The following is a 19,133-nucleotide window of genomic DNA, read 5'->3' as shown; positions in this document are numbered from 1 at the left end:
CAGTCAGTAAAACGAAAACCTCAATAAGAGGTCTTCGTTTTATGTGTTTTAACCAAAGTTATAACCGACACCAACTGCTAGAAAGTCGATGTTACCGGGACGTTTGCTTCCAAATGTTTGGATATGCGTGAGTGATGTGTCAACAGTAACATTCGGTGTTATGTCATAGTCCATACCGACAGCCACTTCAGGTGCAAATTTACGTTTAGAAATTTCATGATCGTTTGGATTAAGTTTAGTGGTTAAATAAGCCACACCTAATTTACCGTAGACATTGACATTGTTGGTGATGGGTAATGCGCCTTTCGCAGCGACATCAATCGCATACTGTTCGTTTGAAAACGTTGCTTTTCCCTTTTTAGAGCGCTCATTAGAGTTCTCATTAGAAAGTTGTAAATAGCCCGCTTCTACAGCCAATTGAGGGGTCAATTGGTAACCTAAGGATAAGCGGCCTGCAAGACCATCGTTTGCAAAATTCGCTGGATTCGATTCCAAACGAGATTTTATGTGAGTATCTGCGTAGCCGATTTGACCATGCACATAAAAAGGGGTTGCTGCATTGGCTGTTATTACAGCACATGCACTTGCAGTTAATACACCGGTCATAAGTATTTTTTTAAGCATTGTTGTTATTATCTCCATGGAAATAATTGTTATTAGAGATAACTATTTAATCGTTAATTGAAATTAATGTCAATTTAATAGGCGTAAAAAGTGAAAAAACCTTCAGAAAATTTTTACGTCAATTTTTTTATTAAAAATCATGGAATCATTTTTCAAAAAATAGTTGGGTTATCCAAAATAATACGCGACGCCGAGTGAGTAGAAATCACTGCTCGGTGCGTGATTATCTCCCCCCATTTTTTGAATACGATTCCACGAAAATTCGACAGGAACATTGGGTTTGAGTGTATAACTCATCCCTAAACCGAAAGTAGGTTCTAATGTGTTGGAATAAGTGTGCCCCGTTCCGCTATAAGGGGCAATGACAGATACTGATCCGTGTGCGTGAGGGTGCAGATAAGCGATTCCCAATTTGGCATTCACGCTTAATTTACACGTGATAGGAACGATACTTTTTACCGTTAAATCAAAGGCACTCGATTGACTGGATGCGTTTACTGTGTATTCGGGAGTACTCACGAAAATATCCGTCGGGTTAACATGTCGATAACCTCCTTCTATGGCCCAATATTGATCAAATTGGTAACCAAAACTAAGACGGTAAGCAAAAGCCCACTGATTTAACTCAGGTAAGGGTACGGGCGAAGTCCCGTTGTTGAGCGTCAGCAAATGCATGGTGTTAATAGAGGTATTGGCATAACCCAATTGCAGACCTGCATAAAAACCGGCCATTTCAGCCCGCACGTTTTGCGTACAGAAAAGGGTTATCGCGCCCGTAAGTAAGGCCGTTGTATTTCTTTTTAACATAAGCTGTCCTTATCATAAAAAATAAAGGGTAAAAAAATTTATCAACAATGTAATCAAGCTGATAAAACGAAACAAGGTTCTGTAGCATGGATTAACCAAAATAATACGCTAAGCCTATCGAATAAAAATCAGCACTGGGTAGATTGTTTTCGCCACCGACTCGTTGAATACGCGTCCATGCTAGATCAATAGGAACAAAAGGCGTGATATCATAGCTAAAACCCAATCCGAAGCTCGGATTCCAACTATCCGAATAATTTAAATAGGATTGCCCATTCACAAAAGCAGAACCATTTGCCCTACGATAGGCTAAACCTAATTTAGCATAAAAATTCACGTTACATGAAATAGGCAACATGGGCTTTGCCATAAAATCGATAGCATTTTGATTTAAAGAAACATTTTGGCCAGGAACACCATCTATACCGGAGAAATCAACATCAGAAAAACGAAAATAACCGATTTCAAAAGCGACATTTTGATTAAATTGATAACCTCCTGCAATGCGACCGGTAAAAGCCATTTTATTATTAATGGATTGTGCAGCCGCATGGCTGGCTTCTTGATGCGTGTCAGCGGTGCCCAGTTGGCCTAAAAGATAAAATCCAGGAATAGAGGCATCGGCGAACACAGAAAAAAAAAGTAAGAAAAGAAAAAATAATTTTATCCTAATTTTCAACATGGATAACACTCCTTGTGAATGAAAATAATATGAGGAGACTTTGTTTTATTTCTTGAATCGAACGAGGCTGAGCGTATAAATTTCTTATTCAGTTAAGACGAATCGAGCTCACGATCATCGATTAGATTTTGCAGTATTACTGTTCCTATTATACGATAGGTCGAATGAAAGACCACCCTCGCTATTACGCTTATTTTACTTTATGTCGATTACATCAACCGATTGGAATTTTTTTGTTGTTGTGGCCTACATTATGGGCGTTATGGGTTGCAGGATTAGGCGTTGTTCCTTTAAGAATCATTTTGTTATTTATACTCGGGGTCATATTAACCCGCACGTTGGGTTGTGTCATCAATGATATTGTGGATAGAAATCTCGATGGCCACGTGAGAAGGACACTGCATCGTCCTTTGGTGATAGGGACTGTGAGTGTAAAAGAAGCCATTTTAATGGTTGTTGCTTTAACCGCGCTTGCGTTTGTCGTTGTTTGTCAATTTAATCGTTTAACGATAGGTTTAGCGAGTATAGCGCTCGTTTTCATGACGATCTACCCGTTGACCAAACGTTACCTGGGATGGCCGCAATTATTTTTAGGTCTTGTATTTGGCGGTTGGCCTATCTTAATCGCTTTTGCTGCAGAAACAGGAAGAATACCCCCTATTAGTGGACTATTGTTCTTAGCCGCTTATAGTTGGTGCATCGCTTATGATACTATTTATGCGATGATGGATAGACAAGATGATCAGCACGTCGGTATCCGATCCAGTGCGCTTGCATTGGGTCAATATGAAGTTATTTTCATTAATACGATAGAGACTGTTTTTGTTTTCTTATTAAGTGTGATCGGTTTTTATTTAAAGGTCCATTTTATTTACTATGTGATGTTGTTGTGTGTGATTGGTTTATTTATTTATCAACATCATTTGATTAAAAGTCGAAAACCGGCGGCCTGTTTTAAAGCGTTTTTGAATAATGCATGGATAGGCGGCCTAATATTTCTCGGTTTTTGGGGGGGGTTACCGACTTAGCCATCCATGCAAAACTTCATACACTCACATTAACAGGCGCAATTCATTCATGAAAACCAAAGTTATTTATCCAGGTACATTTGATCCAATAACGAATGGTCATCTTGATTTAGTTCAACGTGCAGCACGTCTTTTTGAAACGGTTATTGTTGCTGTGGCTAAAAATCCACCTAAAACACCGTTATTTTCGCTGAAAGAGCGCATGTGTTTAGCAAAAGAAGCATTAATTGACCTGAATAATGTTCACGTAGAGGGTTTTGATGGTTTATTAACCCATTATGCGAAAGAACAGCATGCGCGTATCATTTTACGTGGTCTCCGTGCCGTATCAGATTTTGAATATGAATTCCAATTGGCCAGTATGAACCGGAATATGCTGCCCGATTTGGAAACGTTGTTTTTAACGCCCGCTGAACAACATTCGTTTATTTCGGCTCACTTAGTGAGGGAAATTGCGAGTTTAGGAGGGGATATTACCTCGTTCGTACCCCGGGTTGTCGCTGAAACCTTGCAAACAAAATTTAAACCCTTTCACACACCGAATAAAAGGTAAAAAATGGCTTTATTCATCACTGATGATTGTATTAATTGCGATGTTTGTGAACCTGAATGTCCTAATGAGGCGATTTTTCAAGGCGAGTTTATCTATGAAATTAAATCTCACCGATGCACAGAATGTGTGGGTCATTTTGACGCACCACAATGTGTGGAGGTTTGTCCTGTCGCATGTATTATCATCAATCCTTATCAAAAAGAAACGCCTGAAAAATTATTACTAAAGTATCAGGAACTCGTAAAAAAAGGTGAAGTGAAATAAAAAACGTCGGTTGTTTTTTTACCCCTCAACCCGCATAATAGCGGCTTTATAGAATTGTTCACATTAAAAGAGGGCCATCATGGCAGTTCAAAAGTCACGTAAATCTCGATCCAAAAGAAATATGCGCCGTTCACATGATGCATTAGCCTTTCCGGCTGTTTCGATTGATCCAACCAGTGGAGAAAGGCATATTCGCCATCATATGACGAAGGATGGTTATTATCGTGGAAAAAAGGTACTTAACGTTAAGGAATAACACCTTAGATGTCTCATTATACGTTAGCTATCGATGCGATGGGGGGGGATTACGGGCCTTCTGTCATCGTGCCCGCAGTGCTTTTAGCCCTAAAGGAAGAGCCTGCACTTCATATCATTCTTGTTGGTCATCTGGATAGCCTAAAGAAGCATCTGAAAATGGCAAAAACGAGGCTATTACCGCATCAACTGACCCTTCATGAGGCGACTCAGGTCGTTGCGATGGATGAAGCGCCCGCATTAGCTTTACGGAACAAAAAAGATTCGTCCATGCGCGTTGCAATTAACTTAGTCAAAGAAGGGAAGGCTCAAGCGTGTGTGAGCGCAGGTAATACGGGTGCGCTCATGGCAACGGCCCGTTTTGTATTGAAAACAATCCCGGGTATTGATAGACCGGCTATCAGTGCGATGCTTCCTACCATGAAAGAGAAGAACAAGGTTCGCGTGTTAGATCTCGGTGCGAATGTGGATACGGAGGTAGAACATCTTCTGCAATTTGCAGTCATGGGGTCGGTATTAAGTTCTGAGATTGATAATATTAAAAGTCCACGCGTTGCCTTATTAAATATTGGTTCTGAAGAAATAAAAGGGAATGAACAGGTTAAAAAAGCAGCGGAATTATTAAAACAGGCCCATATCAACTATACCGGTTATATTGAAGGCGATGAGATATACCAAGGCTTGGCGGATGTTATTGTGTGTGATGGTTTTGTGGGTAATGTCGCATTGAAAGTCACTGAAGGTGTCGCAAAATTAATGGGTCATTATATTCGATTAGCCTTTAACCGTCATTGGTTTTCACGTCTTTCTGGTTTAATGGCGTTGCATGTTTTGAAAGGATTACGTAAACAATTCGACCCCGCTCATTATAATGGCGCAAGCTTAGTGGGTTTGCGGGGTATTGTCATTAAAAGTCATGGGAGTGCAAATGTATTTGCGTTTAAAAACGCAATTAATGAAGCCATTTTGGAGGTGCAGAAAAATATTCCAGAACGGATACGCGAACAAGTGACCGGTTTATTAAAGGAATCAGAACAATCTTTATGAAATATTCACGTATTGCAGGCACGGGAAGCTATTTACCTGAAAAAATACTCACCAATGCTGAACTTGAGAAAAAAGTGGCGACCACGAATGAATGGATAGTCGCACGGACCGGTATTCGTGAACGCCGTATTATTGGTCCCGACGATAGCACGGCGAGTATGGCGGTCGCGGCTGCTCAACACGCGTTGCTCGCGGCTTCCATATCCCCTAAAAATATACAACTTATTATTGTCGCCACCAGTACACCGGATAAATTTTTTCCAAGCACCGCCTGTTTAGTACAAGCGGGTTTGGGTTACGATGGGTGTCCTGCGTTTGATATCGTTGCAGCCTGCGCTGGATTTAACTATGCCTTAAGCGTTGCTGACAAATTTATTCGCAGCGGGACTGTTGAAACGGCCTTAGTGATAGGGAGTGAAAGCATGTCAACAATTATTAATTGGGAAGATCGTTCCACATGCGTTTTATTTGGTGATGGTGCCGGTGCCGTTGTCCTTCAAGCGGCAAAAGAACCTGGAATTATTTCCGCACATTTGCATGCGGCGGGTTCCTATAAAGATTTATTATCACTCGATACCGGATTAAAAAAGGGAGATTTACCACAGCTTAAAATGCAAGGAAGTGAGGTGTTTAAAATTGCAGTGAATAAATTAAGTTCCGTTTTAGAGGAAACGTTAGCATCGAATAAAATAGATAAAGAAGATATCGATTGGTTCATTCCTCATCAAGCTAATTTACGAATTATTAAAGCGATGGCGAATAAACTTAAAATGACGTTAGACCAAGTTGTTATCACCTTGGATCAACAGGGCAATACGTCAGCGGCATCGATTCCTTTAGCATTAGATAGAGCTGTGCGTGATGGTCGCATCCAACGTGGACAGTTATTACTGATGGAAAGTTTTGGTGCAGGTTTAGCGTGGGGTTCCGCTTTAGTACGTTACTAATGGGAATAACTTTTATTGAATGAATGAGAGGTTCATCTCAATGAGTCATTATGAATAAAAAAATTGCTTTTATTTTTCCAGGACAAGGTTCACAATCGCTCGGGATGTTAGCGGAGTTTGCTAAAGAATACCCTTTAATTCAAGAAACCTTTTCTCAAGCTTCTCAAGTTCTTAAGTTTGATTTATGGAAATTATGTCAGGAAGGGCCCGAGGCAGCGCTGAATCAAACTGAAAATACACAACCGGCTTTATTGGCTGCCAGTGTTGCGTTATGGCGTGTTTGGCAGCAAGAACGTGGTGTAAAGCCAATGTTTATGGCCGGTCATAGTTTAGGCGAGTATTCAGCACTCGTGTGTGCGGGTGCATTAGATTATTTGATTGCAATACGTCTCGTGGCTGAACGTGGACGTTTGATGCAAGCCGCCGTTCCAGCCGGGACCGGCGCGATGGCCGCTATTGTGGGTTTAGATACGGAACAATTGCAAGCCCTCTGTGATTCAGTTGCAGAAGGCCAAATCCTAGCGCCGGCTAATTTTAATTCAATCGGCCAAACGGTGGTGACAGGAGATAAGGCCGCAGTAGAAAGGTTACTGGAACCCGCCAAACGGGCCGGTGCTAAATTAGCAAAGCGTATTCCAGTGAGCGTTCCTTCACATTGTGCATTAATGAAACCGGCCGCCGAGCATTTAGCGGAAACGTTGCAAACCATTCATATTAATACGCCTCATATTCCTGTCCTAAATAATGTTAATGTGCGTATTGAACAGGATCCTCTTTTAATAAAACACGCATTAACTCAACAACTATACAGTCCTGTGCGTTGGGTGGAAATAATTCAATCACTTGAAAAACGAGGAATTGAAGAATTTATTGAATGTGGTCCAGGGAAAGTCTTAACAGGGTTAAATAAACGCATCACATCAATACCGACGCTTCCGATACATGATCCAGAGATACTTCAAGAAGCCTTAATGAGTTAAGGAATTTTTATGTTATTAAAAAATAAAGTAGCCTTAGTAACCGGTGCAAGTCGTGGTATTGGCGCTGCCATTGCTATTGGATTAGCAAAACAAGGCGCATTGGTCTGGGGAACTGCGACAACAGAAAGTGGTGCGGAAAAAATTTCACAGTCCTTTCAAGAGCACGGGTTGCACGGAAAAGGTTGGGTATTAAATATAAACGATGACCACGCTATAAAAAATCTAATGGACGCGTTACAGGTAGTGAATTTACCCAATATCTTGGTGAACAATGCAGGAATTACACGAGATAATTTGTTATTACGTATGAAAATGGATGAATGGAATGCAGTGCTGGAAACTAATTTAAGTGCTATTTTCAAATTAACGCAATTATGTTTAAAACCGATGCTAAAAGCACGTTATGGACGTATTATTAATATTTCTTCTATCGTGGGGTGTACAGGAAATTCAGGTCAAGCGAATTATGCCGCAGCCAAAGCAGGGTTGATTGGATTTACAAAAGCATTGGCACAGGAAGTTGCAACACGTCATATTACTGCCAATGTGATAGCACCCGGATTTATAGAAACGGATATGACCCATCAATTAAATGAAAGTCATCGGACTGCGTTATTGGAAAAAATTCCAGCCAAACGATTAGGCAGTGTGGAAGATATTGCAAATGCCTGCGTTTTTTTAGCTTCAGATTGGGCAAGCTATATCACAGGGAGCACATTGCATGTCAATGGTGGAATGTACATGAATTAATCAAAATAGGTTTATCGATAAAGTATTGTCGATAACAACTCAACGAATTGCATAATTTAGTAATTTGGCTTGCGTTCATTCAAGAATTGAATAAACTAAGCGACGAGTTTTATTTATATTTAAGGGGAGATTATCAGTGAGTACAATTGAAGAACGTGTCAAGAAAGTAGTGGTTGATCAACTTGAAATAAAAGAAGAAGAAGCCACTATGGAAGCTTCTTTTGTGGATGATTTGGGTGCTGATTCTTTAGATACTGTAGAGTTAGTGATGGCCCTCGAAGAAGAGTTTGATACTGAAATTCCAGATGAAGAAGCTGAAAAAATTCGAACTATTCAGCAAGCCGTTGATTACATCAAGCAATACCAAAAACAACATCAGGAAGCAGAGGATGATAAAAAAGAAAAGCAAGAATAGCATTTTAGAATAATAAGCAGGCATCAATTGCCGAAAATAGAAGCCAGTTCATTTGAAAGGGGGTCCGGACGTGAAGAAAAAGCGACGTATAGTGATAACCGGTATAGGTATGATGACACCATTAGGCCTTAATGCCAAAACAACTTGGGAAGCAATATTAGCAGGAAAAAGCGGTGTTTCTACGATTACGCAATTTGATGTTTCTACTTTTCCTTGTCAAATCTCAGCGAGTGTAAAAGACTTTAAAGCTGAAAATTATGGTATCTCAGCAAAAGAAAGCCGGAAAATGGATTTATTTATTCAATATGGTTTAGCGGCTGCGATCGAGGCGATGACCGATTCAAAACTTGAAATCACTGAAAAAAATGCAGACCGTATCGGTGTTGCCGTAGGTTCTGGCATTGGTGGGTTGCCTTTTATTGAAGAAAATCATAGCAAATTAGAACAAGGAGGTCCGCGGAAAATATCTCCATTTTTTATACCAGGCGCCATTACGAATATGCTCGCAGGTCAGATTTCCATTCGTTATGGTTTACGCGGCCCGAATATAGCGGTAGTGACTGCCTGTACTACAGGTACGCACAACATTGGATTGGGTGCTCGCACCATTCTGTATGGAGATGCTGACGTGATGGTTGTCGGTGGCTCAGAAATGGCAACCACTTCTTTAGGTTTAGGTGGGTTTTCGGCTTGTCGTGCGTTGTCTAATCGGAATAAAGAACCGCAAACAGCGAGTCGTCCTTGGGATAAAGCGCGCGATGGTTTTGTGCTGGGTGATGGTGCGGGAGTTTTAGTTCTCGAAGAATATGAACGCGCAAAACAGCGCAATGCGCCTATTTACGCCGAATTGGTGGGCTTTGGTATGAGTGCAGACGCTTTTCATATGACAAGTCCTGCGCCTGACGGTCAGGGAGCGATGACAGCAATGTTGAATACATTACATGATGCCAACATTGACAAAGAAAAAATAGCTTATATTAATGCGCATGCGACGTCTACATTGCAAGGTGATTATTTAGAATTAAGGGCGATACGCCGCGTATTTGGTGATCATGTTAAAAAATTGGCGATAAGTTCGACGAAATCAATGACGGGACATTTACTGGGCGCTGCGGGCGCAGTTGAGGCGATTTTCACTATTTTAGCACTAAAAGATCAAAAAGCGCCGCCAACAATTAACTTAGATAATCCTGGGAATCCCCCTGAGCTTAATATTCCCGACGATGATTATGTGGATTTAAATTTTGTTCCACATGTTCCACAAGAGTTAAAAATGAATTACGCACTTTCTAATTCCTTTGGATTTGGTGGAACAAACGCTTCATTGCTTTTTGCTCGATTATGATGTCTATGCCACAAAAAAGGTGGACGTTGATTATAATAGTCACTGTGCTCCTTTTTTGTGGCACGTATGTTGTGTCACATTTTTATCGGTTTTTAATTTCTCCACTCAGTTCGACTCAGACTTTTCGAGTCCTCGTAGAACCTGGTACCTCGGTACATCATTTACTGAAGGATTTACACACGAAAGGTTATATGCCTCACCCACGTTTTTTCTTAGTGTTAGCTTATCTAAAAGGCGCTACCGACAAGTTAAAACCAGGCGAATATCAAGTTGACGCGGGAACAACACCAAGCCAATTATTGGATAAAATAATGGCAGGAAAGGCTATTTTTTATCGATTTACGATCGTTGAAGGCTGGACATTTAGCCAATTAATGGCTGCATTAAATCATGTAATGGTGATTAAGCATCAACTTAATCTGCACTCGCCAGAACCAATTTTAGCTCAATTAGGTTTTCCTCCACGTAATCCTGAAGGTCTATTTTATTCAGCAACGTACTATTTCAGTACTGATACGACGGATAGTGAGTTATTAAAATGGTCTTACCTTTTGCTCAAAAAGAAATTACAAGCCGCCTGGAAGAATCGCGCTGCGCATTTACCCTATAGAACATCTTATCACGCGTTGATTGCTGCTTCTTTAGTGGAAAAGGAAACAGCAATTGCGAAAGAACGACCCATGATTGCCGGCGTGATTGAACGGCGTTTGAAAGCGGGCATTCCTTTACAAATTGATGCGAGTGTTATTTATGGGTTAGGCATGCATTATACCGGAAAATTGACAATAGAAGATTTGCATCACGATACGCCATATAATACTTACTTGAGAAAAGGGTTACCGCCTACGCCGATTGCGAATCCGAGTTACGCGTCACTTGAGGCTGTTTTGCATCCTGATCACCGCAAAAATTTGTATTTTGTGGCGAAAGGAGACGGAACACATCAATTTTCGGAAGACTTAACAGAACATAATTGGGCCGTTCAACGGTATCAGCTCAACCAGCATTATCCTTATGTCAAAAAAACGAAACCCTGTCAACGCTTTTGGTATATGAGTCAGTCGATGCGTCTGTTTTTTTGTCAGTTGAACGAATTTCGTTAAAGATTTCGTTAAAGTGTTTAATAGCAAATAAGTTTGTCTTTTACAGAAAAGTTTTGGATGGTTTCTATGAGAAATTTTTGTTTATCTACAGGAAAAAAAGACATCATATAACGGCTTTGAATGATGATGGAAAAATAATTTAAGGATTCATGAAGAAATATTCGGTTGATTAATTTTTTGATGTCGTATTCAGATACAATAATATTGTAAGCATTTTTGTAGATAGATAAAAAAAACTGCCTTTGTTCATAAGAAAATTCTGTCACACAGAATAATCTCGAGATATCATAAGCCGGATCTTCTTGACTAGAAAGTTCCCAGTCGATTAATTGCATAGTACCATTCGTTTCAATGATATTAAAGTGATGTAAATCACCATGTGATGGGAATTTTAAAGTATTGGATTTTTTAAGAAAATTTTGGATACCCGTTAATTTCTTTAATATTTTGTAATCTTTTTTATTAAAAATAGATTTAACTGTTTGAAAATAGCGGGAAGAATCATCAATAAAAGAAATCGCTGTTTCAGTGTTTCTTTTAAAATTACATTGAGAATAATGGAGTTTTTTAACTAAATGCGCTAACGAGATAAGTTTAGAAGGGCTTTTGAAGTCAATTGCAGAAAAAGATTGATAGCTTGGAATCAATTCGGTAACAAGCAGATTGTATTTTGAATAATAGGCTACCATTTTTAAAGAAGTTAAATTCAATAAATGTGCTTGCACCAGGTTTTTTATTTCTATTAACAGCTTGGGATATAAAGGCTTATAGGCTTTAGGAATGCGCAATACCAGTTTTTCGTCGATATAATGATAGGTTGTATTCGAATGTCCTCCTCTAATTTCTTTAAACTTATGGGGGTGAACAATCTTTAATGTTAATAATCGGATTAAAAGATTTTTATTAAAGATCGCAGGGCCTTCTTTTTCGAGTATGATATCGGATAATATATGGCTTATAAAATCACTTTCTTTTTTATAGAGTGTTTCTATGGGTTGCTCTGACCTATGTAAATCCATTACGTCTGGTAAATGCTCCTTTTAGGTTGAAAAAATAACGGATAACGTCCATGTTATTTATTTTTTCTTTCTTTACTTTATCCTCCGCTGAGACGTTTTTTACTTAAAAGAGCGCATTGTACATAAAAAACGGATGAAATAAAATGTTATCGCTGCAAAGGTTCAAAAATGAAGTCAAGAATTTTCAAAAATGAACGATGAAGAATCATCAGATATTCGTATTTTAATTCTTTTTTTATTCGCATAACGCCTCGTATTCAGCGTATAATTGTTAAAATATCTATGAAAGTGTTTATGAAAACGACACCCGCACGCTTTATTACTTTAGAAGGGATAGAAGGCGTTGGTAAATCAACACAACTTAAGTTTGTTGCTGATTATTTACAACAAGCCCACATTCCACTGACGATTACACGTGAGCCTGGCGGTACACCGATCGCCGAGGCAATCCGTTCGCTATTATTGCAATCTGATTTTTCACCTGAAATGCTTATTCCTGAAACGGAACTCTTATTGTTTTTTGCAGCACGCGCGCAACATATTCATTATGTGATAAAACCTGCTTTGCAACGGGGTGATTGGGTACTCTGTGATCGTTTTACCGAAACAAGTTACGCCTATCAAGGTGGTGGTAGAGGGATTGATGTAGCGTTTATTCGTAGTTTGCATCTGTGGGTGCAACAGGATTTAAACGTTAACGTGGTTTTATTACTGGACGCGCCGGTTGATATTGCCCTACGACGCATGCGTCATCGAAAAACAGCCGATCGTATTGAAGCTGAAAAACATGATTTTTTTACACGAGCCCGTGCGAGTTATCTTGAAAGAGCTCAACAAAGACCTGATGTTTACCAGGTTATTGATGCGAGCCGCTCTTTAAAAGATGTGCAAAAACAAATTAAAAACGTTTTGGATCGCTTATTGCATTTATGGGTAAAATCCGATGAATAATTATTCTATCCCTTTACCGTGGCACACTCAGCAATGGCAGCAACTGTATCGTTCTCACCAAGAAGGCCGTTTATCGCATGCCTTGTTATTCGCCGGGCAAATGGGTTTAGGCAAATCATTATTTGCTCTTCATTTTGCTAAAACTTTATTGTGTAAACAGCCTAAACAGTCGCGTGCTTGTCAAGCGTGTCGCGATTGCATCTTAGTGGCGGCCGGTACCCACCCTGATCTATCCTTGCTGACGACAGAAAAATCGACTCAGGGGATTAAAATTGATCAAATACGTGATATCACCGATAAATTAAACCATACGAGTCAAGCCACTTATAAAATTATTGTGATTAATCCCGCGGATAGCTTGTTAGTTGCGGCAAGTCAAGCGTTATTAAAAAGTTTAGAAGAACCTAGTTGTCGTTCTTTATTCATTTTATTGACTGAAAAAAGAGAACATTTATTACCGACTATTCGGAGTCGTTGCCAACTCATTCGGTTTAACCCACCTAAAAAATCATTAGCCATGGCGTGGTTAGCGCAGCAACTTCCCGCATCAGCTCTCGATACACTTTATCACCTTTCTTCGGGTGCACCGTTACTTGCTGTAAGGTACGCAGAGGAAGGTTATCCTTTATTTTATGCAGATTTAGTCCACTCATTAGCGCAATTAGTGAATCAAACATTAAATCCTATACGTTGTGCTGCGAAGTATCTAAAAACGGATATACAACAATTATTATCGGCATTATTGAACCTGCTGAATGAATTACTAAAATGTCAGTTATTGCGTGGCTATACCGCTACAATTGATTCAATTGCACATCTCGCAAGGGTTTTATCGACGGATTTTTTATTACAGTATTACGATAGGATCATGATATTACGCGCGCGAATGGTTAACGTTACACTGAATGTATCGTTGGTGTTAGACGATCTACTTTCTCGCTGGGCTTTGCAGGGTAAATCATGTTAGTTGACTCACATTGCCATTTGGATCGCTTGAATCTTGATCATTTTAATAATGATCTGCGCGCTTGTTTGGCTTTTGCTCGGAAACACGATGTATTCCATTTTCTTTGTGTCTGTATTGATTTAACTCATTTTCCAGCCGTATTAGCGATTGCTGAACAATTTAAGGATGTTTCTGCTTCTGTTGGTGTTCATCCCACGGAGTCCTTGCGTGAAGAGGTGCGTTTGACTGAATTAATTCAACTTGCCCAACATCCTAAGGTGGTAGCTATCGGTGAGACGGGTTTAGATTATTACCATGACACTACACGGAAAGAATGCCAACAAGAGCGTTTTCGTCAGCATATTCGTGCGGCTATTGCGGTCAATAAGCCATTGATCGTCCATACGCGACACGCTCGTGAGGATACTTTAAACATTTTAAGAGAAGAGGGCGCTCAACACGTGGGGGGGGTATTACATTGTTTTACAGAAGATTTAAGTATGGCCGAAAGTGCTATTAAAGAAAATTTTTATATTTCTTTTTCAGGTATTTTAACCTTTAAAAACGCGATTGAATTAAAAGCGATTGCGCAAAGATTGCCTTTGGAATATCTCTTGATTGAAACGGATTCACCTTATTTAACGCCGCATCCTTTTCGTAGTAAACCAAATCAACCCGCTTATGTACGTTATGTCGCTGAATGTTTAGCACAATTGCGTCGTTGTTCATTCGATAAAATTGCTGAACAAACGACGGCTAATTTTTTTACTTTATTTAAGCAAGCACAGTGCGGGAATTCATTCATTGAGGATAATTAAGTTTAATCATGCGGGTGTTATTTTGTTTTCTATTGCTGTGTAGTTATCATGTATCCTTTGCGGAAATGAGTGCTGAAACTGCCACAGCCGTTTATTTTAATTCAATACAAAATCAACCTAAAAAATTAGATACTTTTTTGTGGGTCATGCCAAAAGGAGGTGATCTGCATAATCACCTGGGTGGTGCTAGCCTTGCAGAAAATATGTTGCATTATGCCCGTCGGGATGGTTTGTGTATTCATGCGAAAAGTTTTGCTGCAAAAAAAGATCCGCATTGTACTGAACCTTATTATGTTGCACACTTACAAAAGTTTCCTCGCTTATATCACCAAATTATTGATGCCTGGTCGATGCGGAATTTCCGACCCGGTAAAGAAACAGGACATGATCATTTTTTTGCAACATTTGAAAAATTTCTACCGATTTTAATTCAACACCGTCCTGAAATGATACGCGAGACTATTGAAAGGGCCCGTCACGAAAATCTCCTTTATTTAGAGTTAATGGTTACGCCGGATAACAATCGGTCTGGATTATTGGGCCGTCAATTGGTTTGGAATCCCGATTTAAATCGTTTACGTCAACAACTTCTCCATAAGGGTATTATTTCTATCGTCAAAGAAATGTCGAATCAATTTAATTTTTATCAAAAGCAAATAAAAATTTTTAATCAGCAAGAAAAACAGGTCTATCCAGGTTTCAAATTACGTTATTTATATCAGGTTTTCCGCGAACAACCACCCACACACGTTTTTGCACAGTTATTAGCAGGTTTTGAACTCGCGAGTCGCGATTCACGCGTCTTAGGTATTAATCTTGTTCAAGCCGAAGATGGAAAATTGTCAATGCGGGATTATCATGTACAGATGAAGATGATTGGATTTTTGCATCAACTCTATCCTCGCGTAAAAATTAGCTTACATGCAGGTGAGTTGGTTAAAGGTTTAGTACCGTTGAGCGGTTTGCGTTTTCATATCCGTGAAGCGATTGAAATAGCCCATGCGAACCGTATTGGACATGGTGTTTCCATTTCTTATGAAAATAACGCAGAGCAATTACTGCAAGAAATGGCTAAAAAGCAAATTGTTGTTGAAATTAATCTCAGTAGTAATGCAGCCATATTACAGGTTTACGGGAAACAACATCCCCTCTTGCTCTACAAACATTATCAAGTGCCGTTCGTATTATCGACCGACGATGAAGGAGTATTAAGGACCAATTTGACTGAACAATTTAAAATCGCTGTAAAGAATTATCATTTTTCCTATTTTTTTTTAAAACAACTGGTACGTAATAGTATTCATTTTAGTTTTTTACCCGGAAAACATTTATGGGTTGATAACCACTATCAGCAACCCGTGCCGGTGTGTAAAACAAGTCTAATGCGCGGCAAATTGTATTCGAATTGTCAACGTTTTTTAATGAAAAATGAAAAAGCAGAAAGTCAGTGGGAATTAGAACAACAATTTTTAAAATTTGAACACTCCTTTATTAATAGTAAACATCATTTACAATGTGAAAAAGAGAGCCTAGAAAACAGCCGACGAATATCACGAATAATGAAATGAACATAACGATAATGATCATATGTAAAGAGGCAGAGTGGTTAAAAATTACCCTTCCTTTGTAACCTTGGCTTGTTTTTACGGCAGTCAGCGATTACTATCGGCTCATTTATTTTTGATAATAACAACTAAAAAATAGCAAATGAAACTTATTTTCTCCCCAAGTACACGCATTACAATAGCGCTTTTTTGCGTGCTTGTCATTAAACTCCTATTAGCGTGGTTTATTCCGCTTACCGCCGATGAAGCTTATTATGCCATATGGGGTACTTATCTGAGTGGTGGTGGCTACGACCACCCGCCGATGATTGGATTTGTTTTATATCCATTTTTGCAATGGAGCCATGCAATTTGGACACTGCGTTTACCTGCTATTTTTACAAGTCTTATCCTCGGTGTCGTGTCTTATCTGTATCTTAAAAAAGAAAGCCCAGAACGCGCGGCTATCACGAGTTTTTTATTAATCATTTCGCCGATAAGTTTGTTCAACATTATTATTACAACGGATACGCCGTTGTTTATTTTTTCGTTTTTATCCTTTATTTGTGTATTAGAGGCTTTAAAAAAAGGGGATGATTGGCGTTGGTTTGCTTTAGGCGGTTTGTTTTTAGGGCTCGCTTTTTTTTCAAAATATTTTGCTTGTTTATTAGGGTTAGCGTATGCCGTATATTTTATAGGTATTGCGCCGAATCGTGCACGGCTCATTGGTTTAGGTTTATTGGTTGTATTCACATTGCCTTTTGTAGCGCAGAATATTTATTGGAATTATCAACATGATTGGTCAAATATTTTATTTAATATATACAACCGAAACCATGATATGGGCTTTCGTTTCAAAACGTTGCTGGGCTATATTCTCATCTTACTCTATCTCATCACCCCCCCTTTGGTATGGGCGATCCTAAAGTTTCCTAAAGAAGAATTGAAACAACACGCTGCATTTTATTTCTTTTTTATCCCGTTATTATCATTTTTTATACTGAGTAGCTTTAAATCCATAGGACTTCATTGGCCATTGGCATTTATCCCTTTTATTTATATGTGGGCAGGTTTGTATTTGAGCACAGAAAATCTGAAAAAATTATTAAAATTTACGATTTATTGGAGTGGTATCCAATTATTGCTTATTGTCAGCTTACTCATTATTCCAATTAAATGGATACAGCACAACACTATTCTGAATTTAAACACGAATAAAGCTATTTATTTTTTTCATCATAAAGCTATCAATGCACTTTTAATACAAAAATATTCGCAACCGGTGATTTATGCGAGCCCTAACTATGCCGATGCCAGTTTATTTTTTTATGATACGAATCATTATGCCTCTGTTTTTTTAAAGGGTTCTTATCATGGTCGAGAGGACGATTTAATTACTGATTTTAAAGCATTTAATCAGAAAAATTTTTTAATTTTTTCGCGTACGCCTTTTGTTTATAATGACTACAAGCCCTATTTTAAAAAGGTGACGTTACATCAATTTTATTATCAACGCACTCCTTTTTATTATTTGTTGGGAACAACGTTTAATTATCCGGTCTATCGACAAAAAATATTAAAAGCCATTAATGATACCTACTGGGTTGATCCGCCTTATTTGCCCCATGCGCCCAGTTTTTTTTACTTAAAATATTTTAAAAATTAAACCGCGGAAATAAAAATCTAGGTGATTAAACTTAAAAATTCGGACCGTGTACGGAGATCCTCTCGAAATAAACCGAGCATGACGGATGTTTTCATCGAAGCACGTTGTTTTTCGACACCACGCATCATCATGCAGAGATGTTTCGCTTCAATAATAATAGCAACTCCTTTCGCATCCAGTATTTTTATTAAACTTTCCGCAATTTGTCGGGTTAAATTTTCTTGGATTTGTAATCGCCTTGCATAAAAATTAATAATACGTGGTATTTTTGAAAGACCAATGATTTTTCCGTTTGGAATATAGGCGATATGACACACACCTATGAAAGGTAACAAATGATGTTCGCAAAGCGAATATAATTCAATATCTTTAACGACGATCATTTCTTCCATCGCTGAACAAAACACCGCACCATTTAAAATCTCATCTAACGATTCATGCAGACCACCGGTTAAATAACGTAAGGATTGAGAAACACGCATAGGGGTGTTTTTTAAACCTTCTCGTTCAGGATTTTCTCCAAGGGCGGTTAAAATAGCTTTAATGTGCTTTTCCATAATTTTTTATGTTATTAAAATGAATAAAGATCAGTTATTTCTGAGCTGAATGGATATAATAGATTAACAGTTCTCGGCATTAAATCAACGTGCTTGTCGAATCGATGCGTCATCCACTTAATTTTTTAAAAATAAAAAAATTAAGTGGAATATTTCAATAACTTGACACCTCACTTTAATGTCCATAGGATATAAACTGCCGTAAAGGCATAAAATTAGCTTATTAATTATAAGTATTTAATTAAAGTAAAATAAAATAATTGAGTATAAAAATGATTTAAAACGATTAAAAAAAATGAATGGATGGTTTTATGGATAATCTAAAAAAGAAATTTACTGTTAAAGAATCTGCTTGCTTAAAGCGTTCTGCTTTATTGGTAGAAGACGACCCGTTTTGCCAAAAAATACAAAGTCACTGTCTTTCTGAATTAGGATATAAAGTAGAAATTGCATCTAATGCAACAACGGCGATTCATCGCGTTGAGCATTCCGCTTATAATCTTATTGTATTGGATTTAGGCTTACCGGATGAATCGGGTGAGTTAGTCATTTGTGCAATACGTGAGTTTAAAGCAAACCAACTGACACCGCTTATCGTAGCAACCGCACAAGCGGATGCTCCTACACAGCAAAAATGTTTATATTTAGGCGCTGATATTGTTTTTATGAAGCCATTCGATACGCAGACATTGTCGAAAGCGATTGATTTCTGCCATTCTCGAATAAAAGAACCATTTCACGCGAATCAATAATAATCCTGTCTTGAGTCAATAACCTAATATTTATCCCATAACCAATTAACTTTATCGCAAACAATAGCCCATTTATTTAT

General features: G+C 38.6%; 22 protein-coding genes. 17 read left to right on the top strand and 5 right to left on the bottom strand.

From position 1 onward, the window contains the following. Window positions 1–48: 48 nt before the first annotated feature. The 3 genes from RICGR_RS03560 to RICGR_RS03550 all read right to left on the bottom strand — a co-directional run bounded on the left by RICGR_RS03560 (window position 49) and on the right by RICGR_RS03550 (window position 2,113). On the bottom strand, window positions 49–624 hold the full coding sequence (locus RICGR_RS03560; protein WP_006035848.1) for a porin family protein: 576 nt from the start codon (window positions 622–624) through the stop codon (window positions 49–51). Window positions 625–792: 168 nt separating this feature from the next. Further along, a complete protein-coding gene (locus tag RICGR_RS03555; RefSeq protein WP_006036004.1) occupies window positions 793–1,431 on the bottom strand; it encodes an outer membrane beta-barrel protein in 639 nt (212 codons plus the stop codon). A 91-nt stretch (window positions 1,432–1,522) separates the two neighbouring features. Next, a complete protein-coding gene (locus RICGR_RS03550) occupies window positions 1,523–2,113 on the bottom strand; it encodes an outer membrane beta-barrel protein (protein ID WP_006035204.1) in 591 nt (196 codons plus the stop codon). Window positions 2,114–2,277: 164 nt separating this feature from the next. On the opposite strand from RICGR_RS03550, the gene ubiA reads away from it, so the two are divergent. The 11 genes from ubiA (at window position 2,278) to mltG (ending at window position 10,800) form a co-directional block, all read left to right on the top strand. Then, the gene (gene ubiA / locus RICGR_RS03545) at window positions 2,278–3,141 is read left to right on the top strand and encodes a 4-hydroxybenzoate octaprenyltransferase (protein WP_006034761.1); all 864 of its coding nucleotides are present in this window, start codon (window positions 2,278–2,280) and stop codon (window positions 3,139–3,141) included. A gap of 49 nt (window positions 3,142–3,190) precedes the next feature. Further along, on the top strand, window positions 3,191–3,694 hold the full coding sequence (gene coaD / locus RICGR_RS03540; RefSeq protein ID WP_006035390.1) for a pantetheine-phosphate adenylyltransferase: 504 nt from the start codon (window positions 3,191–3,193) through the stop codon (window positions 3,692–3,694). Between the two features lie 3 nt (window positions 3,695–3,697). Continuing rightward, entirely contained in the window at window positions 3,698–3,958 is a 261-nt protein-coding gene (locus RICGR_RS03535; protein WP_006035394.1) for a YfhL family 4Fe-4S dicluster ferredoxin, read from the top strand. A gap of 79 nt (window positions 3,959–4,037) precedes the next feature. Next, window positions 4,038–4,214 carry a 50S ribosomal protein L32 gene (gene rpmF / locus RICGR_RS03530; protein ID WP_006035465.1) on the top strand — a complete coding sequence of 59 codons (177 nt, stop codon included), beginning with the start codon at window positions 4,038–4,040 and terminating at the stop codon, window positions 4,212–4,214. An 8-nt stretch (window positions 4,215–4,222) separates the two neighbouring features. Next, on the top strand, window positions 4,223–5,260 hold the full coding sequence (plsX, locus tag RICGR_RS03525; protein WP_006035888.1) for a phosphate acyltransferase PlsX: 1,038 nt from the start codon (window positions 4,223–4,225) through the stop codon (window positions 5,258–5,260). Beyond that, window positions 5,257–6,207 (top strand): beta-ketoacyl-ACP synthase III, encoded by a 951-nt coding sequence (locus RICGR_RS03520; protein ID WP_006035055.1) that lies wholly within the window; start codon window positions 5,257–5,259, stop codon window positions 6,205–6,207. The genes plsX and RICGR_RS03520 overlap by 4 nt, the downstream gene beginning before the upstream one ends. A gap of 50 nt (window positions 6,208–6,257) precedes the next feature. Further along, entirely contained in the window at window positions 6,258–7,187 is a 930-nt protein-coding gene (gene fabD / locus RICGR_RS03515) for an ACP S-malonyltransferase (RefSeq protein WP_006034956.1), read from the top strand. 9 nt (window positions 7,188–7,196) lie between these two features. Beyond that, window positions 7,197–7,937, top strand: coding sequence for a 3-oxoacyl-ACP reductase FabG (gene fabG, locus RICGR_RS03510; protein ID WP_006035579.1), 741 nt, complete (start codon window positions 7,197–7,199; stop codon window positions 7,935–7,937). A gap of 136 nt (window positions 7,938–8,073) precedes the next feature. Continuing rightward, on the top strand, window positions 8,074–8,352 hold the full coding sequence (acpP, locus tag RICGR_RS03505) for an acyl carrier protein (protein ID WP_006034812.1): 279 nt from the start codon (window positions 8,074–8,076) through the stop codon (window positions 8,350–8,352). 70 nt (window positions 8,353–8,422) lie between these two features. Beyond that, window positions 8,423–9,697, top strand: coding sequence for a beta-ketoacyl-ACP synthase II (gene fabF, locus RICGR_RS03500; protein WP_006035359.1), 1,275 nt, complete (start codon window positions 8,423–8,425; stop codon window positions 9,695–9,697). A gap of 5 nt (window positions 9,698–9,702) precedes the next feature. Beyond that, on the top strand, window positions 9,703–10,800 hold the full coding sequence (mltG, locus tag RICGR_RS03495; RefSeq protein ID WP_240992213.1) for an endolytic transglycosylase MltG: 1,098 nt from the start codon (window positions 9,703–9,705) through the stop codon (window positions 10,798–10,800). A 17-nt stretch (window positions 10,801–10,817) separates the two neighbouring features. On the opposite strand, the gene RICGR_RS03490 is transcribed toward mltG, so the two are convergent. Further along, complete coding sequence (locus RICGR_RS03490; RefSeq protein ID WP_006034905.1) at window positions 10,818–11,819, bottom strand: phosphotransferase; 1,002 nt, start codon at window positions 11,817–11,819, stop codon at window positions 10,818–10,820. 294 nt (window positions 11,820–12,113) lie between these two features. Between RICGR_RS03490 and tmk the strand changes: the two genes are divergently transcribed. The 5 genes from tmk to RICGR_RS03465 all read left to right on the top strand — a co-directional run bounded on the left by tmk (window position 12,114) and on the right by RICGR_RS03465 (window position 17,744). Continuing rightward, window positions 12,114–12,770: a dTMP kinase gene (tmk, locus tag RICGR_RS03485; protein WP_006035023.1), complete on the top strand. Its 657-nt coding sequence runs from the start codon at window positions 12,114–12,116 to the stop codon at window positions 12,768–12,770. Continuing rightward, window positions 12,763–13,737, top strand: coding sequence for a DNA polymerase III subunit delta' (gene holB / locus RICGR_RS03480; protein WP_006035812.1), 975 nt, complete (start codon window positions 12,763–12,765; stop codon window positions 13,735–13,737). The genes tmk and holB overlap by 8 nt, the downstream gene beginning before the upstream one ends. After that, on the top strand, window positions 13,731–14,534 hold the full coding sequence (locus tag RICGR_RS03475) for a TatD family hydrolase (protein WP_006035443.1): 804 nt from the start codon (window positions 13,731–13,733) through the stop codon (window positions 14,532–14,534). The genes holB and RICGR_RS03475 overlap by 7 nt, the downstream gene beginning before the upstream one ends. Before the next feature lie 8 nt (window positions 14,535–14,542). Beyond that, the gene (locus RICGR_RS03470; RefSeq protein ID WP_006034867.1) at window positions 14,543–16,102 is read left to right on the top strand and encodes an adenosine deaminase family protein; all 1,560 of its coding nucleotides are present in this window, start codon (window positions 14,543–14,545) and stop codon (window positions 16,100–16,102) included. A gap of 139 nt (window positions 16,103–16,241) precedes the next feature. Further along, on the top strand, window positions 16,242–17,744 hold the full coding sequence (locus RICGR_RS03465; RefSeq protein ID WP_081441682.1) for an ArnT family glycosyltransferase: 1,503 nt from the start codon (window positions 16,242–16,244) through the stop codon (window positions 17,742–17,744). A gap of 17 nt (window positions 17,745–17,761) precedes the next feature. Here RICGR_RS03465 and folE read toward each other — a convergent pair whose 3' ends face one another. Continuing rightward, window positions 17,762–18,301 carry a GTP cyclohydrolase I FolE gene (gene folE / locus RICGR_RS03460; protein ID WP_006035250.1) on the bottom strand — a complete coding sequence of 180 codons (540 nt, stop codon included), beginning with the start codon at window positions 18,299–18,301 and terminating at the stop codon, window positions 17,762–17,764. 311 nt (window positions 18,302–18,612) lie between these two features. Between folE and RICGR_RS07475 the strand changes: the two genes are divergently transcribed. Next, on the top strand, window positions 18,613–19,053 hold the full coding sequence (locus RICGR_RS07475; RefSeq protein ID WP_240992212.1) for a response regulator: 441 nt from the start codon (window positions 18,613–18,615) through the stop codon (window positions 19,051–19,053). The last annotated feature ends 80 nt before the right edge of the window (window positions 19,054–19,133 follow it).

The sequence above is a fragment of the Rickettsiella grylli genome (genome assembly GCF_000168295.1).
In the GTDB taxonomy this organism is placed as follows: Bacteria; Pseudomonadota; Gammaproteobacteria; order Diplorickettsiales; family Diplorickettsiaceae; genus Aquirickettsiella; species Aquirickettsiella grylli.
The sequence above is the reverse complement of the archived record's forward strand: the minus strand, read 5'-3'. Positions and strand labels throughout refer to the sequence as shown.